The following is a 17,855-nucleotide window of genomic DNA, read 5'->3' as shown; positions in this document are numbered from 1 at the left end:
CCCCCCGCGGCCCCCCACCCCCCCCCCCCCCCCCCCCCCCCCCCCCCACCCCCCCCCTATCCCCCCCCGGGCGGCGCCGCTTCGTGTTTCGAGGTCAGCTGCCGAGCTTGTTGGTGACCGCGATCATGGCGCGGGCGGCGGATTCCGCCCCCTCGGCGGCCATCGCGGCAGCCCAGCCGCGGCGCCCGTTGAACTCGCACTGCACGAACGTGGCGGTGCCGACCGCGGTGCGCCGCTGATGGAAGCGGAGGATCTCGATCGGATAGCCCTCCTCGTAGAGGGCCGAGGTGAGCGCGGCCACCGGGCTGCCGGCAGACACCACGGTCCGCAGCCGGTCGGTGAACTCGAGCGTCGCGGTGTACTCCGCGCCGTGGCGGTGCCCGGCACGGCTCCAGTCGCTGAGCTTCACCGGGCCGGAGTGCTCGCAGTAGCGGTCGAGGAATTCGGCGGGAGACAGTCCCGCGCATTCGGTCCGCAGGCCCTGGGGCGCGGCGGTGAGGATGTCGTGTGCGTCGATAGTGATGGTCATTGAACCAGGTCTTCCCGAAGTCTCGTCGTGTCGCAGGACAGTCGCGTCTGAGCTGAATGTCTGAAATGACAGAGGGGACCAGCGCAAGAAATCTGTATGGCCGCAGCGAGGAGGCCAGTCCGAATCAGACCCCGCTACGGCGGGTTACTACGAGAAGTCGCGCAGCAGCCACCATCGCGGTTAGCGGAAGGTGCGCGGCGCGGTCGCGGTCGGCGACGAGCTGCGCTGCGCTGCGGCTTGCGGCGGGATTCGGCACGGCACCGAGAATATGGACTAATCCACGCCTTGGCAACCACATTGGCCCGGAACCGATGGGTAACTTCGTCACAATGGTTGGTGAACGGCGTACCAACATCCGATGCGTGGTCCAGCAATCGCCTTCGGCGAGCTTCCAACCAGGTCACAAAGCCTGATCACTTCTTCGGCAAACGACGGGAAACCCTTCGCGGACCCCTCGAATATGCCAGGCTCGAGCCGAGAGGAGGCACCGATGACCGACCCGAGTGTCCAGGCGGCGATCAATCATCTGCTCGGCTGCCACCGCCGCTGCGAGCACCAGATGCGCGACTCGCTCGACCGTGGCGGCGAGCACGCCACCGCCCACCACATCGCGACCCTGCGCGACTGCTCGGACCTGTGCCGCCTCACCGGCGATCTGCTCGACCGCCACTCCGAGTGGGCGCACCGGCAGTGCGAGCTGACCGCACGGGTGTGCACCGACACCGCCGAACGCTGCGACCGCCTCGGCGAAACCGCGTGCGCCTCGGTGGCGCGAGCCGCAGCCGCGGCCTGTCTGTCGCTGACCGAGGTGCTCGCGCGCTGAGGTACAGCGCCGCCCTCAGTGGGCGGCGGCGTCCCAGCTGCGGCCGACGCCGACGGAGACCTCCAGCGGCACCGACAACTCGATGGCCTTGGACATGTGGTCGCGGGCCAGCGCCTCGAGGGATTCGCGCTCGCCCGCGGCGACCTCGAAGACCAGTTCGTCGTGGATCTGCAGCAACATGCGGGAGCGCAACCCAGCCGCGCGAATCGCGCTCTGCACGTTGATCATCGCGACCTTGATGATGTCGGCGGCGGTGCCCTGGATGGGGGCGTTGAGGGCCATCCGCTCGGCGCCCTCGCGACGCTGGCGGTTGCTGGAATCCAGATCCGGCAGGTAGCGGCGGCGGCCGAACAAGGTCTCGGTGTAACCGACCTTGCGGGCCTGGTCGACGGCGTCGTGCAGGTAGTCGCGGATCGCGCCGAAGCGGTTGAAGTACACCTCCATCTGCGCCTTCGCCTCCTCGGCGCTGATTTTCAGCTGCTGGGACAGGCCGTAGGCCGACAGACCGTAGGCCAGCCCGTACGACATCGCCTTGATCCGGCGCCGCATCTCCGGATGCACCTCCGACAGCGGGATGTCGAAGGCCTTGGAGGCGACGAAGGTGTGCAGGTCCTCACCGGAGTTGAACGCCTCGATCAGGCCCGCGTCCTTGGACAGGTGGGCCATGATGCGCATCTCGATCTGGCTGTAGTCGGCGGTCATCAGCGACTCGTAGCCGGGGCCGACGACGAAGGTGTCGCGGATGCGACGACCGGTGTCGGTGCGGATCGGGATGTTCTGCAGGTTCGGTTCGGTGGACGACAGCCGGCCGGTGGCCGCGATGGTCTGGTTGAAGGTGGTGTGAATGCGGCCGTCGTCGGCGACCGACTTCAACAGGCCGTCCACGGTGACCTTCAGACGGGTGGCGTCGCGGTGGGCCAGCAGATGCTCGAGGAACGGGTGCCCGGTCTTCTCGAACAGCGACTCCAGCGCGTCGGCGTCGGTGGTGTAGCCGGTCTTGGTGCGCTTGGTCTTCGGCATGTCCAGCTCGTCGAACAGCACCACCTGCAGCTGCTTCGGGGAGCCGAGATTGATCTGCTTGCCGATCACCTCGTAGGCGGCCTCGGCGGCCTGGGCGACACGGTCGGCGAATTCGGATTGCAACTGCTGCAACTGATCGCCGTCGACCGCGATACCGGCCTCCTCCAAATCGGCCAGCACGCCGAGCAGGGGCAGCTCCATCTCGGTGAGCAGCTTGGTGGACTCGATGCCCTCGAGTTCGGCGTCGAAGGCCTCGGCCAGGTCGGAGACGGCGCGGGCACGCAGGATCTCGGCCTTGGCCAGTTCGGCGTCGACCTGATCCTCGTCGTCCAGCAGCGAGAGCTGGGTGTCCTCGCCGGATTCCACCCGCAACTCGCGCGACAGATACCGCAGCGAGAGGTCGTCGAGGTTGAAGGTGCGCTGGCCCGGCCGGACCAGATAGGCGGCCAGGGCCGTATCGCTGGTGAGACCGGCCAGCCGCCAGCCGCGGGCGCGCAGCGCGTGCTGAGCGGACTTGGCCTCGTGCACGGCCTTCGGGGTGGCGGGGTCGGCCAGCCAGGCGCCCAGCGCCTGCTCGTCCTCCGGGGTCAGGCCGATGACGTCGAAGTAGCCGCCCTCGCCGTCGGCGGCGGCGATCGCGATCGCCTTCACGTCGCCGTTCACCGGGGTCCCGGTGCCCGCTATCGAAATACCATGGCGCACACCGGATTTCGCGTGCTCGGCGAGCCAATCGGCGACCGCGCCCGGCTCCACCGCGCCACCGCTGATCTCGAAACCGCCCTCGGCCTCCGGCTCCGGCGGCGCCAGCGTCTCGAACAGCCGGTCGCGCAGCACCCGGAACTCCAGGTCGTCGAACAGGCGGTGGATCCGATCGCGGTCCCACGGCTGCTGGGCCAGCTGCTCGGGGGTGTAGGGCAGCGGGACGTCCTTGACCATCTCGGTGAGCTGCCGATTGAGCACGACGCTGGACAGGTTGGCGCGCAGGGCGTCACCGACCTTGCCCTTCACCTGGTCGACCCGGTCCACCAGCGTGGCCAGGTCGCCGAATTCGCGCACCCACTTGGTCGCCGTCTTCTCCCCCACGCCCGGAATGCCCGGCAGATTGTCGCTCGGGTCGCCGCGCAGGGCCGCGAAATCCGGATACTGCGCGGGCGTGAGGCCGTACTTCTCCGAGACCGCTTCCGGTGTGAACCGAGTGAGCTCGGAGACGCCCTTCTTCGGGTACAGCACTGTGACATCGGAATTCACCAACTGCAGCGCGTCGCGGTCGCCCGTCACGATCAGGACGCGGAAGCCCTCGGGCACCGCCTGGGTGGCGAGGGTGGCGATGATGTCGTCGGCCTCGTAGCCCTCCAGGGCCATGGTCGGGATGCCGAGCGCGGCCAGCACCTCCTGGGTGATCTCCACCTGGCCGCGGAACTCGTCGGGCGTGGTGATGCGGTTGGCCTTGTAGTCGGGGAACGCCTCAGTGCGGAAGGTCTTGCGGTTGACGTCGAAGGCGGCCGCGACATGGGTGGGCTTCTCGTCGCGCAGCAGGTTGATCAGCATCGCGGTGAACCCGTACACCGCGTTGGTGGTCTGGCCCGTGACGGTTTTGAAGTTCTCGGCGGGTAGCGCGTAGAAGGCGCGATAGGCCAGCGAATGCCCGTCCAGCAACAACAGCGTGGGCCGCTCACCGGCGGAACTCGGGGTCGCTGCGGACACACTGCGCGGGCGCTGATCGGTGGTCGCTGGAGTCACGGCCCCGAGTCTATGTACCGGCACCGACAAACGGGCGCACCGGGGATGACGTGGGCCACATCGACACCCTCTCTCTCGTGGCGGTGGCTACACGACTACGGCACGCCCACCGGAGTACGCCACCTACGCCACGCCCAGGTACGCCGACTTGACCGCCGGATCCGTCAGCAGGTCCCGCCCGGCACCCGTCTTGGTGACCTCGCCGGTCTCCAATATGTAGGCGCGGTCGCTGCGGGTGAGCGCCTGCTGGGCGTTCTGCTCGACCAGCAGCACCGTGGTGCCCTGGGCGTTGATCTCGCCGATGATGCGGAAGATCTGCTTGATCACCATCGGCGCCAGGCCCATCGACGGCTCGTCGAGCAGGAGCAGCCGGGGCCGGGCCATCAGCGCGCGGGCGATGGCGAGCATCTGCTGCTCGCCGCCGGACAGCGTGCCGCCGACCTGTTTGCGCCGCTCGGCCAGCCGCGGGAACACCTCGAAAATCCAGTCCAGTGTCTCGGTGTACTGGGCACGCTGCTTGAACGGGCGGGCGTGGCAACCCATGTCGAGGTTCTCCTGGACCGTCATGCCGGGGAACACACCGCGGCCCTCCGGCGCCTGGATCAGGCCCGCCACCACTCGTTCGTGGGCCTTCATCCGGGTGATGTCCTTGCCTTCGAACATGATTCGCCCCCGGGTGAGCGGCAGCAAGCCGGACAGCGCCCGCATAGTGGTGGTCTTGCCCGCGCCGTTGGCTCCCAACAGGGTCACCAGTTCGCCCTGCGCCACCTGGAGCGAAACGCCATGCAGCGCTTCGATCCTGCCGTAGTTGACCACCATGTCCTCGACTACGAGCAGCGACTCCCCGGCCGCATCGACGCCCGGCGAAACCGATCCCGCCGGAGCGAACCCGGTTGCGACACCGGGCAATTCGTCCGCAGATTCCGGAAGGATCGCCGATCCCGCATCGGCCGATGATTCCGGAGATCCCGGAATACCTTCGCCCCCAGCCGCTTTCACCACATCCTCGACCTCGTCGTCGGGCACGCCGAGGTATGCCGCTACCACGGCCGGATCGTCGCGGATCTCCTCCGGCAGCCCGGCGGCGATCTTGCGGCCGAACTCCAGCACCACGATGCGGTCCGTCACGCCCATCACCAGCCGCATGTCGTGCTCGATGAGCAGCACGGTGAACCCGTCGTCGCGGATCTTGCGGATCAGATCCATCAGCGCCGACTTCTCGCTCGGATTGAATCCGGCGGCCGGCTCGTCCAGGCACAGCAATTTCGGCTCGGTCGCCAGCGCTCGCGCGATCTCCAATCGGCGCTGATCGCCGTAGGAGAGGTTGCGGGCCTTCTCCACCGCGTGCGGCGCTATGCCGACGAACTCCAGCAGCGCCATGCCGCGCTCGATGGCGTCGTGTTACTCTCGCCGATGCCGCCCGGTCCGGAAGATGGCGCCCCGCCCCCAGGGTTGGTGGCCGGCGGCCGTTGCCCCCCCCCCCTTGCCCCCCGGTCCCTTATCTGGCCCCCCGCCCCGTTGTTGGGGGGCGGGGCGTCGGTGCCGACCACCACGTTCTCCAGCGCCGTCATCTCACCGAACAGCCGGATGTTCTGGAAGGTGCGGGCGATGCCGAGACGGGTGATCTCGTTGCGCTTGGTCTTGGTGAGCGGCCGTCCGTCGAAAAACACCCGGCCCGCCGACGGCCGGTACACCCCGGTGATGGCGTTGAAGCAGGTCGTCTTGCCCGCGCCGTTGGGTCCGATCAGTCCGAGGATCTCGCCGCGGCGGATCTCGAAGGTCACGTCGTCGAGCGCGGTGAGACCGCCGAACCGCACCGTCAGCCCCTCGGTGCGCAGCAGCGGCGCCCCGATCTCGGTCTCGATCGCCCGGGTGGGAGCCACCACCTCGGCCACGGTCTCCGCGTCGGCCAGTTCCGGCAGCACCTCGCCGACGTCGACCACGCCCGCGCTCGGGGCCGCTTGCTCGGGCTCGGCGTATCCGGCGGCCATGTCCTCGTTGTCGAACAAGGCGCCGCCCGGCCCGGTCATCGGCTCGCTCCGGTCGTCTCGGGCCGCCGCACCGCCTGATACACCTGACGGCCGTAGGCGAGGAGTTTCTGCCGCACCGGGAACAGCCCTTGCGGACGGAAGATCATGACCACCACCAGTGTGAGACCGAAGAACAGATACTTGTAGTCGCCGAGCGACTGCCCGCCGACGTTCACCGACATGAACCGGTTGGGCAGATACACGATCAGAAAGGCGCCCACGAGCACGCCGAGCTTGTTGCCCTGGCCGCCCAGCACCACCGCGCACAGGAACAGCATCGAGTTGATGATGTTGAACCCGGCCGGGTTGATGAACTGCACCTGACCGGCGTAGAGCGCGCCCGACAGACCACCGATCGCGGCGCCGATGGTGAATGCCCACAGCTTGAACTTGAACGTCGGCACGCCCATCATCTCCGCGGCGTCCTCGTCCTCGCGGATCGCCACCCACGACCGGCCGACCCGGCTGCGCTCCAGATTGCCGACGACCAGCAGCACGATGATCACCAGCACCATGCCGATCCAGAACCACCAGGTCCCGGAGTTGGCGCGGTCCAAGGGATTCCACGAATGCGAGTCGCCGAGATTGCCGGAGGAGAAATAGCCGCCGGGGTGCTGCGCCGACTCCCCCACGCGCGGATACGCGATCCCGGCCAGGCCGAGGCTGCCGTTGGTGATGTCGCCGAGATTGTCCGCCAGCAACCGCACGATCTCGCCGAATCCGAGGGTGACGATCGCGAGATAGTCACCGCGCAGCCGCAGCGTCGGGGTGCCCAGGATCAGCCCGGAGAGCGCGGTCAGGACGATGGCCACCGGCACACACGCCAGCCACGCCCACTGGGGACTCAGAAAACCACCCGCCGTCTGATTCCACGGGCTGTTGGGACTGGTGAGCAGGCCCACCGAATAGGCTCCGACGGCGTAGAACCCGACGTAGCCCAGATCCAGCAGACCCGCCTGTCCCACAACGACATTGAGGCCGATCGCGAGCAGCGCGTACATGGCGAACTGCGCCATCACGCCGCCGAAGCTGGTGCCCGGGGTGTCCAGCAGCGGCGGCGGGAACATCGGCAGCAGCGCCAGTACCACGATCGCCGGTATGCCGACGGCCCATTGCATCGGCCGGGACAGTCCGTTCCACCAGGAGCGGATCGCATCGCCGACGCCGTGCATCGGTCTCGAGGTGGTCATGCCCGCGCCCTCCCCAGGCTCTCGCCCAGAATTCCGGTCGGGCGGATCATCAGCACGGCCACCAGCAGCACGAACGCCACCACGTCGCGCCATTCCGTGCCGAACAGGATCTGCCCGTAGTTCTCCGCCAGGCCCAGCAGCAGCCCACCCAGCAGCGCGCCGCGCAGATTGCCGATGCCGCCGAGCACCGCGGCGCTGAACGCCTTGATGCCCAGCACGAATCCGCCCGAATAGATGATGCCGTTCGGAATCTTGAGCGTGTACAGCAGCGCGGCGGCGCCCGCGAGCAGGCCGCCGATGAGGAAGGTCAGCATGATGACCCGCTCCCGCGACACTCCCATCAGCGTCGCGGTGTCCGGGTCCTGCGCCACCGCGCGGATGCCCCGGCCGAATTTCGTTCTGTTGATGACCAATTCGGTGAGTACCGCCAGCGCCACCGCGGACACCACGATCACCAGCGCGACGTTGGTCACCGCGGCGTCGAAGAGGTGGAATTCGTCGGTGGGCTTCACCAGGATGATCGGCTGCTGGGCATTGGTGCCGCCGAGATCCGGGTCGATCTTGGGTAGCACGTAGTGCACGAATTCCTGCAGCACGAACGACATGCCGATCGCGGTGATCAGGAAGATGAGCCGCTTGGCGCCGCGCCGCCGCAACGGCCGATAGGCCACGCGTTCCAATCCGACCGCGGCCCCGCCCGACACCAGCATGCCGATCACCATCGCCACGCCGAGATAGATGACGGTGAGAAATGTGCCCTGCGAATAGATGTCGCCACTGGCCGCGAAGCCGAGCAGCATCAGCCCCACCAGCTGACCGAACATGCCCAGCATGAATATTTCCGAATGGGCGAAATTGATGAGCAGCAGCACCCCGAAAACCAGTGTGTAGCCGACCGCCACCAAGGCGTAGATCGAACCATAGGTCAGGCCGTCCACGGTGAGTCGCCAGAATTGGTCGACGACACCGGAGACGTTGAAATCGATGGACCCGCTGGCCAGCAGGGTCGTGACTGAGGAAGTCATCGTTACTCTCGCCGTCTGGAAAACAGCGTGCGCCGGCGAATCGCCGTACTCCGGTCGCTCCGGACGTCAGCGTGCCGGCACACGCTGTTGTGTTCGGAGGATCGCTACTTGACCTGGTACATCCAGATCAGGGCGTTCGACAATTCGCCCGTCGCGTCCCACTGGTAATGCCGGGCCACGCCCTGCCCGTCATAGGTGCGCACGAATTCCACCAGGTCGGGGCGCGTCACCTTCCCCTGCGCCAGACCCTTCAGCACGATGGTGGTCAGGTCGTAGCCCTCGGTCGAATAGGTGCCCGCGTCGAATCCGTTGAGCGCCTTGTAGTCGGCGGCGAATTTGTCCGGCGCCGGGCCGCACGGGCAGGACAGCACCGAATCCTTCGAGGCGTTTCCGGCCTGCTTGACGAATTCGACGTCCTTGGTGCCGTCGTCGGAGATGAACGTCGAGGTCACGCCGCCGGAACGCAGCTGCTGCACGAACGGTGCCGCCTCGGCGTAGTAGCCGGCGTAGAAGATGGCGTCCGGTTTCGCCGAGGCCAGCTTGGATACCGCGGCGGAGAAGTCCTTGTCGCCTTCCTTGACGTTGACCGCGCAGCTCGGATCGGCCACCGGGCCCAGCGTCTCGGTCAGCGATTTCGCCAGGCCGGTGCCGTAGTCGGTGTTGTCCTGCGCGACGCAGATCTTCTTGTACCGATCGGTGCCGATCAGGTACTTGGCGACCGACGGCCCCTGAATTCCGTCGTTGCCCAGGCCGCGGAAGAAGGTCTTCCAGCCGTTCTTGGTCAGGTCGACATTGGTGGCCGACGGGGACAGCGACAGCAGTCCGGTATCACTGATGCGCTGCCCGGTCGCCTTCGTCTCACCGGAGAACGTGGGGCCGATCAGGGCGACGATGGATTGGTCGCCGAGAATCTTGTCGATCACCTGGCTGGCTTTCTGCGGATTGCCCTCGGTGTCGAATTCCTTGAGTTTGACCTGGCAGTCCGCGTTGGCCTTGTTGTGCTTGTCCAGCGCCAGTTTCACGCCGCGGACGATATTGAGGCCGAGATTGGCGTTCGGCCCGGTGAGCGGGCCCGCCATGGCGATGGTCGTCTCCGGGGCGCATTTCGTCTTGCCGTCGCCTGCCGGATCGGCGGCCGCGGAGGTATCGGCCGCGGGGACCTCCTTGCCCTCGCTGTTCACCTGCACGAGCGGGGTGATCGTCAGCCCGCCGCCGGTGCCGGTACTGTCACCGGAGCTGTTGTCTGTCGATTTGCTGCTGCACCCGGCAACCGCGAGCACGGCCGCGGCTCCGATCACCAGCGCGCATCGCGTCACACGGCTACGTGTGGCCCTCCGCGTCATTGAACCAAGCACGGTACACCTCTATGTCCTGCTGAACCCTCGGGATCGCCGAGGAAGCCGACCACGTCGACCCGGCTCAGAACTTAGCGGCGTCACGTTAGCTCTGCATCACATTCGAGTCATTTGCATGACTTCGATTCCGAGTATTTACACGGATGTGTTGCACCGGCGTTAATTCTCCGCAATCCGGTGCGCGGGCGGTGAACCCGTCCGCGGCACCGGAGTTCGGTATCAGGACTTCGGCGCGAGGTTTTCCAGCACCACCTCGGCGACCGCCTTCATCGTCGTGCGGCGATCCATCGCGGTGCGCTGTATCCATTTGAACGCCTGCGGCTCGGACAGCCCCTGCGTCTGCATCAGCACGCCCTTGGCCCGCTCCACGAGTTTGCGCGTCTCCAGCCGATCGGACAGGTTCGCGACCTCGTCCTCGAGCGCGGTGATCTCGTGGAAGCGGCTGGCCGCCAACTCGATCGCCGGCACCAGATCCGACTTGGTGAACGGCTTCACCAGGTAGGCCATCGCGCCCGCGTCACGCGCCCGCTCCACCAGGTCACGCTGGCTGAAGGCGGTCAGAATCACCACCGGCGCAACGCGTTTCGTGGCGATCTCGGCCGCCGCATCGATCCCGTCGCGGCGCGGCATCTTGACGTCCATGATCACCAGATCAGGGCGCAACTCCTCGGCCAGGTCGACCGCCTGCTGGCCGTCACCCGCCTCGCCCACCACGTGATAACCCTCCTCGGAGAGCATCTCGACCAGGTCCATCCGGATGAGCGCTTCGTCCTCGGCGACCACCACCCGCTTGGCGGCGGTCGCCGCATCCTTCTTCGCGCCCGCGCCCCCTGCTGTCGTTCCCATAGATAGACCCCTCGTGATTCCGATGCCAAATACCCGAAGCGCGCGCCCGTCCGCCCCACCCTTAGCCGGACCGCCACACTCTCCCGAGTGCCCTAAAGCGTACCGTTCAACCTCGCACAGAACCCATCTACCCAGCGAGAGTTCGGCCACCCCGACACCGATTCGGTCAACCGGCCCCCCACCCGCTATCATTTTCCACCGGTGCGCCGAGTTGGCGGAACTGGCAGACGCGACGGTCTCAAAAACCGTTGTCCTCACGGACGTGTGGGTTCGAGTCCCACACTCGGCACCAGGTTGGGGGGCTATTGGGGGTCCCGTTGGCGGAATTCGGGGTGGTCGGTTCGCGGCGGTCCGCGGGCTTCGGCGGTGATCCCATCGGCCATCGAATCCCTGGATGACCGTAGAGATCGAGCGTCATGGTCCCCGGTCATGTGCCCCGATGCGCCTTCTGCACAACCTTGATATTCGCACACCACACTGATTGCCAGCGACGCGCCCGAATGCCGAAAACACTGCGGCACAGAACCTTTCATTTCATACGCTTCCGCCGCCCGCTGAACACCTAGCGGAACTCGGTCGATCCCAGGTAGCCGCCCCTTACGGCCGAGAAGCACCTCCAGCGCGACTCCGACGAGCGTACCGCCTTCATCGAAGGTGATTGAACTCTTTGTCCCGCAACGGAACTGACGTCTCGCGGGCAGAACGAGAGTCGCGAGAAGCGGCCGCCCGTCTTGGGAACCAGGCAGCTTTCCGGTCACAGCCGATGTGCCTCCACCAACGCGAGTGTCATCTCTTGTTACGTATACGCATCTTCGTATACGCTGTTTCCATCACAGTCAAGGCCACTGCCGGGCGGATCACTGCACGCCCTGCGGCTGGCTACGGAGCACGATGAGGGGTGTGCGATGAGACTCCAACCAACCGCATTTGGGTGGATCGACCTTGACGTGAGCGTCGCCCCTTGCTGGGACAGCGCCCAGATGCAACGGCTAGCCAGACATCTGGGATACGTACTGGTCTGGCCGGAGCCGTCACTCGCACCGCTACTCGACCAAGTGCGCACCGCTGATGTCGATGCAGTAATTGCGCCATCACCTGCACACTTCCATCCGATCACCTTGAACACCCTCATGAACCACGCCGACGTGGAAACTGTGCTGCCTCGCATGTCGTTCGCGCGCTGGACATTTACCCGTTCGAACGGAGGGCTCGGGTGAGCGGGTTGGCAGAGTTCGCAATATTTCTCGGTGCACTCGCGCTCTCGGCTGTCGTATATCTCGTTGTCGCGTACTGGCCACACAGACCGCCGAAAGACCGAACGGTCGAAGCCATACGAGAGCGCATCGAAGACGAAGGACTGGAGTAGTTCCCCTATGCCTTCTCACCAGCTCAAACCGCTTTATGTATACGAAGTACTGTATACTTAGTTCGGCGAACATTGAACCGAAGGGACTGTGCTCCATGGCGGAACCGGCTTACGTTTCCATTGCGGGCGAATACGCGCGGCGTATTCGAAATGGCGAGCTACCACCGGGAATGCAGCTCCCAAGCTATGCCGAGATCGCCTCACGGAACAAGGTCTCAGACATCGTGGTACGCAAGGCGATCGAGCTGCTTCAAAGCCAGGGCCTCGTCCGCGCCGTCCGGCGACGTGGCGTATTCGTCGCGGACCGACCAAACCTCGTTCGGATCTCGCCCGAGCGCCAAATGGAGAATCCCGAAGCGACGTTCGGAAACGAGTCCGGCAGCGATGTTCAGATCAGCCGGACTACCGAACGGGTTCCCGCGACCGAGGAACAGGCCGAGGCATTCGGCCTGCCGGTCGGTCACGAAATCACGCACACTCTCACCCGAGCAAGCGATGACGGCCGGCCGATCTCCGTATCGGACACCTACCAGCCGATCGACGTCACGGACACGACCAGCGCGACGATGCTCGAAGAAACGGTCTCCGACCGACTACCCGCACCCAGCCATGCTGAATGGCTCGAGACCACGCCTGGCGATCTCGTCAAAACAGTCCATCAGCGGTACCTCACCGCCGAAGGCCGCGTAATCATGGTTTCGGACGTGTCCTATCCACGAGATCGCTACGAAGCCTTCGTATTCCGCATGGCGCTGCCACCAGCGTCCGACAACGTGTAGCCGCTGACACGCTCTGCCGGCCTAATGCCAGGGGGCATCGGGTCGGCGGTCGTCAGCTCCGAACCCAGAACTGCGCGCGGTCATCCAGGTTCCACCACGAGACGAACTGTGCGTCTTCATCTTTCAGATCCCACCGTGCAGCGAGCGCATCGAAGAACGCGTCATCACCGGTCTTCCCGCCTTTCGGCTCACCGATGTAGACCAACCGCTCACCACCCGCGGCCTCGAACGCGGCAACCGCTTCCGACGCCATCGTGTTGCCCCAGCCGGGAGGCCAGCACAGAAACAGCACATCATCGGAGTTGAACAACCGTGACGCGAAGTCGTTCAGATCACCGACGCTGTGCCAGATATCCGACTGCCCAGCGGCCTGGACGAACGATACGTTCTCCGTCCTGTCCGGCGGTTCCGAGTCATACGCCTCGATCCGCAAACCTGTACCAGCCAGCTGAGCCGCCCAGTAACCCCGCCCGGCACCCAGCTCCGCCACCGTGCGCCCTTCGCAGATTCGACCCAGCCAGGCGATCGTCTCGGGCGACGGAATCGCGTACGCGTAAGCAGCCTGCAAGACGGTCTGCGCATACCCAAGCCGCGCACTACCTTTCGACCGGCCACCGTTCACCACCCGCCGACCTTCATGCTCGAACACAGACGGCGCAACAACGTCCCAGTACGGATTCGCGCTAACCGACCGATCACCGGTCATGTAGTGCACCAACCGCAGATCGAACGCGGCATCGGCCTGCTCATCCCCCGTCCCCGGCAACATCGGCGCGGTATCCAGATAATCAGCCACCTTCGGATACTCGCGCTCCAGACGTTGCTCATCCCCCAGGAGCGCAGCCAGTTCTTCACGTCGCTCTGCCGTCAGCGCAAGCTCAGCCATACCCCGATTCTCGCCTCCCACAGCCCAGTTCGCGATCGCTTCGACCAAGATCGCGTCCACGGGTGCTCGGTCTAGGCCCGCCAGTAGGAGGGGGACCGCGCTCCTGACGCTAGTACGGAACGCCAGCGTTGCGGATGCCGGGCTTCAGGTGAGGCTTGACGTTTCGGCTTCACTGGAGACTTGACGTCGGATCTAGACAAGTTAGTGGCTGCTGGCCCGGTGACGTGTGGTGGTGCCGGGCCTGTTCCCACTACCCCTGCGCGCCAACGGATTAGCGCGACTTGCGGCCGCGTGGTCCTACTCAGTGGTGGCCTGCATTACGATCCCGCGCCCTCCAGCGTCAAGGCCCATGTGCGACAGGCGGTAGCCAGCCAACCGTTTGGTGCAGTACACCACACACCAGGGCCATTCCAAGATCACCGCCTCCGAGGAAGCGGCGGCTATGGTCAGCGTTAGATGGCGTCCGCGACGGCCTCCCGGAATTTACTCGCAGAATAGCCATATATATCTGCGACGGCCCGAGATTGCACCTCGACGCTGATCCCTAACTTCTGAAGCAGAACCAAATGAAGCAGTGCCTTCGTCACGTACGCAAGACGATACCGAGCGTCTTCCGGAATTTTCTTTTCGAGCTCTCCGGTATTCATGTGTCCTATTGCGTTGCGCGCATCCCTCAACCACTTTGCCCACGTGTCGATGCAGCCGAGCAGATTATCGACTGCTTCCTCGTTTGGCACGCCCGCAAGCTCAAGGAGCCGCTTCTTCAGCCCGGGCCGATTGTCGGAAAGATTGCCCTTGATCCAGTTCTTCTCCGGGTGGCCGGCAAAGGCCGTCATCGCAATGCTGACCATTTCGGATCGTACTGCCGGATCATGAGCAGTGCTTTTAGGAAAGAGCTTCGCATGGAATCCTTCAGCTGCCGACGCAAGGTTGAACAGTTCATTTTGATAGTAGACCGTGGGAGCATAATCCAAGCTAAAAAGCGCATCGAGTGCGATTCCGATTTCCTCGCCCAACGAAAACCACCTATTCAGCGCGGTATCATAGTTATCCCCAAGGTCTGAAAGGTGGAAAAGGAACTTATGACGTTCAGTCTTGGCATCAGTCCAGGTATCGGCATTTGAGAAATACAGTTCAACCGGGTGGGTATCCTCGCCCTGGACGATTGCCAGTTTTCGTGAACGTACTGCACAACCCTGCTGAGATGCCAGAGTGACGAGGTTCTGAACACTGCCAATTACGTTATCGAACTCGTTCCAGCTCGACGGACTATCCGCGCGAACCCGCAGCTTCGCAGTCTCTGTGAAGCTTATGTTACGACCATATGTGTAGTTGCCGAAAGAGGTAGATTTTGTTATCCAGTATATCTCTACCTGCTTTTGCCATGCCGTTGCGCGAGCAATGACGGCATCGGGTACTTCGACGGTTACCTGCGCATTCTTGAAAAGCCGAGTTTCGGCATCTATTGTTGTTTTGTAATCGAGGCCACTTCTGCCAGCAAAGCTAGTCAGGCATGATATTTCAACTTCTATATAGTTGAAAATCTTTTCCATTTCACTTTCCAAATGCACTCCAATGAAGACTAGGGAAGATCTTATCTCTTCCGTGGATGTATATGCTTGCCCGATCGAAATTTTCCCGCCGGCCTTAAAGTTATTAACTAAAGTGATCATCTTTCCTGCGGCGTGGCCGTATATTAGCTCGACGTTCTTTTCGCCGACGAGTTCCTCCACAACCTCAAGATGGGCTGAACCGTCGGAACTTATTTCGAGAACTCCGCCCACGGAATGATCTGCTCGATCGGCGAGCCACCACTTGCCTACGTACCGCACAGTGTCCGTCATAGCCTTGCTGTCGTTCGATACGCGTAGACCGTTTCAGCCGGGCTTCGCGACGACACGGCTGACGACAACGACAGCCATGCACCAAACACCACGGCCATCGCTGTAGTCATCTCCCCAATTCTCGCTGGTTAGCGAGTACGCCCGTGCCTGGCAGTATGTGGTCCAGCTGCCATGCTGTTCAGCCGAGCCTCGTGCCACACATGTGTGCCACACGCCCAGGTCGGCAGCGGTAAATTGGGGCATCCACCGTGCAACCGCTGGCCTGGGTAAGCCCTAGCTACCCACTGAACCCCTGATTCCCAAAGCTGATGTTCTGCGCTGTTCGCTGGCCCGCAGCAGCAACAACACCCCCAACGATCAGCAACGAAACCAACCAAACGAATGCGCAGGTCAGCCGCGTAGTGCCACCGATACCCACGACGCCCGATTGAGACAAACGTCGAGAACGACGAGCTTAGAGACCCGTTGTACCCACGGGACTGAAGGTTCGAGTCTCCCACTCGTCACCACGGCGAGATTCGCCCCCAACCCCACCACCATCGAACCCCCACCCCCTCCCACCCGTACTCCCCACAGACGGGCACTACGCCCCGTCATCTAGTGGAGGGCGCGTATGCGGGTCAATCGGCTGACCGCGGACCTGTCGGAGTATCCGGATCTGGTGGTCATTTATCTCGGGATGCGGGTGCGTAGGCCTCGGGGTGTGTTGCGGCTGCTGGGGTTGGGGCCGAAACTGTATCGGTCGCATAGGGATCGGCCTGATGGGCTGTTGTTGCACGAGGACATCATCTGGTCGTTGTTTCCGCCGCACTGGGGGGCGCGGCAGTACTGGCGGGATCTGGACAGTCTGGAGCGGTGGACTCGGTCGGATCCGCATCGGCAGTGGTGGCAGCAGTTTCTGCGGGATTCGGGAGGGACCGGGTTCTGGCACGAGGCGTACTTCCTGCGCGGCGGTATCGATACCATGTACGACGACATGACCGCGCCGACCGGGCTGGGCAGGGTGGCGCCTACCGTTGCGATGCGCGGGCGTCTGTTCTCCGCGCGGGGCCGGGTGCAGCACGACGAGCCGAAGGTGGCGCCTGTCGTCCGGGAGAAGTCGTATTACCCCGATAATTCCGAATGAGAACAATTACCGATCTATACGGACAACATCGCCGCGGCGAACTGTCGCCGGCGACCCGCTACGCACGGGTGAACATCTGACGAAATAGGCCGGTTCCGGACTTTGCGTACTATTGGTTTTGTTTTCGGCGTTCTACCGTACCTGCCATGCATGTCCTGTTCGTCTGCAACGGCAATGTGTGCCGGTCGGTGATCGCCGAGCGGCTCACTCACGCTGTCGCGGCCGAATACGGCCTACGCGGGCTGACCGCGGAGAGCGCGGGGACGCGCGCGCTCGTCGGTTTCGGCGTGGATCCTGTTGCCGCCGAGACGATCAGCGGGCTCGGCGGCAACCCGGCGAATTTCAAGGCCCGTAAACTGAAACCCGCCTTGGTGGATCGCGCCCATCTGGTGCTCGCGATGACCGAGCAGATCCGCGACGAGATCGTCGCGCTGGCGCCCGCCGCGCGCGTGCGGACCTTCACGCTGCTCGAGGCGCATCGCATCGCCAGGGTCAGCGGCGCCCGCACCGTCGCCGAAATCGACCGTGCCCGAGACGATCTCGCACTGGTCGGCCGGGAGAACATTGCCGACCCGGTCGGGCTGTCGGCGCAGAAGTACTGCGAGGTCGGCGACCATATCGCCGAGGCGCTGGTGCCGCTGCTGCTGGCCCTGCACACCCAGCGGGACCGCGGCACCGACGACCGCGGCCGGCCGCGACTGGTGCTGTTACCGGGCGGGCGGCGCGAACCGCCCCGATATATCGTCGGCGACCGCATCGGACGGCACGCCTGAGGTCTCGGCGAAAACGCCGAACACGGATGCGTCCTCCCCATTTCGCGCATACAGGGACTACACTCCCCGCCGGGATACTCCACCACCGAAGGTCGACACAAGAACAGGAACTCAGACATGCCGAAACGCATTTCGGATGTTTCGCTCCATGTTTATGTGACACCCGAAACACTCGAACGAGTCGTGAAGACGGTGCGCCGCGTGGTCGACGACCATGTCGGCGACAGCGACGTCTTCGCCTGGCGCTTCACGCTTCCGGTCGAATCCGACCAGCCCGCACACACCCTGCTCGAAACCCAGTGGCTACTGGACCATCCCGGCGCCGACCCGAGCGACCGGCGCACCTACGAGATCGCGCTGAGCCTGGTCGGCGACCAGAGCCTGCTCACCGAGGCGAACCTGAACACGCTCGAACAGCAACTGATGCAAGACATTTCGAACGAAGACGCGGTCCCCTACTCCATCCACGCGCTGCAGCGTGAAAGCTTCGACCTGGAAGAGAACCGCGAGCTGATCTGACCCG

At 64.4% G+C, this 17,855-nt stretch carries 14 protein-coding genes, 1 tRNA gene and 1 pseudogene; 6 read left to right on the top strand and 10 right to left on the bottom strand.

From position 1 onward, the window contains the following. Positions 1-94: 94 nt before the first annotated feature. Entirely contained in the window at positions 95-529 is a 435-nt protein-coding gene (locus QH470_RS32240; RefSeq protein WP_280276154.1) for a 2-keto-3-deoxygluconate kinase, read from the bottom strand. Positions 530-1,019: 490 nt separating this feature from the next. Here QH470_RS32240 and QH470_RS32235 point away from each other — a divergent pair, with 490 nt between their 5' ends. Further along, positions 1,020-1,352 (top strand): four-helix bundle copper-binding protein, encoded by a 333-nt coding sequence (locus QH470_RS32235; protein ID WP_280276153.1) that lies wholly within the window; start codon positions 1,020-1,022, stop codon positions 1,350-1,352. 15 nt (positions 1,353-1,367) lie between these two features. Here the strand turns inward: QH470_RS32235 and polA are convergent, their stop codons facing one another. The 7 genes and pseudogenes from polA to QH470_RS32200 all read right to left on the bottom strand — a co-directional run bounded on the left by polA (position 1,368) and on the right by QH470_RS32200 (position 10,558). Continuing rightward, complete coding sequence (gene polA, locus QH470_RS32230) at positions 1,368-4,112, bottom strand: DNA polymerase I (RefSeq protein ID WP_280276152.1); 2,745 nt, start codon at positions 4,110-4,112, stop codon at positions 1,368-1,370. Positions 4,113-4,235: 123 nt separating this feature from the next. After that, complete coding sequence (locus tag QH470_RS32225; RefSeq protein ID WP_280276157.1) at positions 4,236-4,931, bottom strand: ABC transporter ATP-binding protein; 696 nt, start codon at positions 4,929-4,931, stop codon at positions 4,236-4,238. Between the two features lie 189 nt (positions 4,932-5,120). Beyond that, positions 5,121-6,142, bottom strand: a pseudogene (locus tag QH470_RS32220) (ABC transporter ATP-binding protein); the annotation flags it as partial. Next, positions 6,139-7,332, bottom strand: a complete 1,194-nt coding sequence (locus tag QH470_RS32215) for a branched-chain amino acid ABC transporter permease (RefSeq protein ID WP_280276151.1) — start codon at positions 7,330-7,332, stop codon at positions 6,139-6,141. The gene QH470_RS32215 and the pseudogene QH470_RS32220, both read right to left, overlap by 4 nt. Next, on the bottom strand, positions 7,329-8,357 hold the full coding sequence (locus QH470_RS32210) for a branched-chain amino acid ABC transporter permease (protein ID WP_280276150.1): 1,029 nt from the start codon (positions 8,355-8,357) through the stop codon (positions 7,329-7,331). The genes QH470_RS32215 and QH470_RS32210 overlap by 4 nt, the downstream gene beginning before the upstream one ends. A gap of 104 nt (positions 8,358-8,461) precedes the next feature. Beyond that, on the bottom strand, positions 8,462-9,700 hold the full coding sequence (locus QH470_RS32205; RefSeq protein ID WP_280276149.1) for a branched-chain amino acid ABC transporter substrate-binding protein: 1,239 nt from the start codon (positions 9,698-9,700) through the stop codon (positions 8,462-8,464). A 231-nt stretch (positions 9,701-9,931) separates the two neighbouring features. Continuing rightward, positions 9,932-10,558, bottom strand: a complete 627-nt coding sequence (locus tag QH470_RS32200; RefSeq protein ID WP_280276148.1) for an ANTAR domain-containing response regulator — start codon at positions 10,556-10,558, stop codon at positions 9,932-9,934. Between the two features lie 205 nt (positions 10,559-10,763). On the opposite strand from QH470_RS32200, the gene QH470_RS32195 reads away from it, so the two are divergent. Beyond that, a tRNA-Leu gene (locus QH470_RS32195) sits at positions 10,764-10,850 on the top strand. 1,169 nt (positions 10,851-12,019) lie between these two features. Beyond that, entirely contained in the window at positions 12,020-12,703 is a 684-nt protein-coding gene (locus QH470_RS32190) for a GntR family transcriptional regulator (RefSeq protein ID WP_280276147.1), read from the top strand. Between the two features lie 52 nt (positions 12,704-12,755). Here QH470_RS32190 and QH470_RS32185 read toward each other — a convergent pair whose 3' ends face one another. Together QH470_RS32185 and QH470_RS32180 are read right to left on the bottom strand one after the other, a co-directional pair. Beyond that, on the bottom strand, positions 12,756-13,589 hold the full coding sequence (locus QH470_RS32185; RefSeq protein ID WP_280276146.1) for a hypothetical protein: 834 nt from the start codon (positions 13,587-13,589) through the stop codon (positions 12,756-12,758). A gap of 452 nt (positions 13,590-14,041) precedes the next feature. Beyond that, entirely contained in the window at positions 14,042-15,433 is a 1,392-nt protein-coding gene (locus tag QH470_RS32180) for an ApeA N-terminal domain 1-containing protein (protein WP_280276145.1), read from the bottom strand. Positions 15,434-16,046: 613 nt separating this feature from the next. Between QH470_RS32180 and QH470_RS32175 the strand changes: the two genes are divergently transcribed. The 3 genes from QH470_RS32175 (at position 16,047) to QH470_RS32165 (ending at position 17,851) form a co-directional block, all read left to right on the top strand. Continuing rightward, on the top strand, positions 16,047-16,559 hold the full coding sequence (locus QH470_RS32175) for a phenylacetaldoxime dehydratase family protein (RefSeq protein ID WP_280276144.1): 513 nt from the start codon (positions 16,047-16,049) through the stop codon (positions 16,557-16,559). 146 nt (positions 16,560-16,705) lie between these two features. Continuing rightward, positions 16,706-17,332 (top strand): arsenate reductase/protein-tyrosine-phosphatase family protein, encoded by a 627-nt coding sequence (locus tag QH470_RS32170; RefSeq protein WP_280276143.1) that lies wholly within the window; start codon positions 16,706-16,708, stop codon positions 17,330-17,332. 156 nt (positions 17,333-17,488) lie between these two features. Further along, on the top strand, positions 17,489-17,851 hold the full coding sequence (locus QH470_RS32165; protein WP_280276142.1) for a hypothetical protein: 363 nt from the start codon (positions 17,489-17,491) through the stop codon (positions 17,849-17,851). Positions 17,852-17,855: the final 4 nt, after the last annotated feature.

It is taken from the genome of Nocardia wallacei, assembly GCF_029868745.1.
Classification (GTDB): domain Bacteria; phylum Actinomycetota; class Actinomycetes; order Mycobacteriales; family Mycobacteriaceae; genus Nocardia; species Nocardia wallacei_B.
The sequence above is the reverse complement of the archived record's forward strand: the minus strand, read 5'-3'. Positions and strand labels throughout refer to the sequence as shown.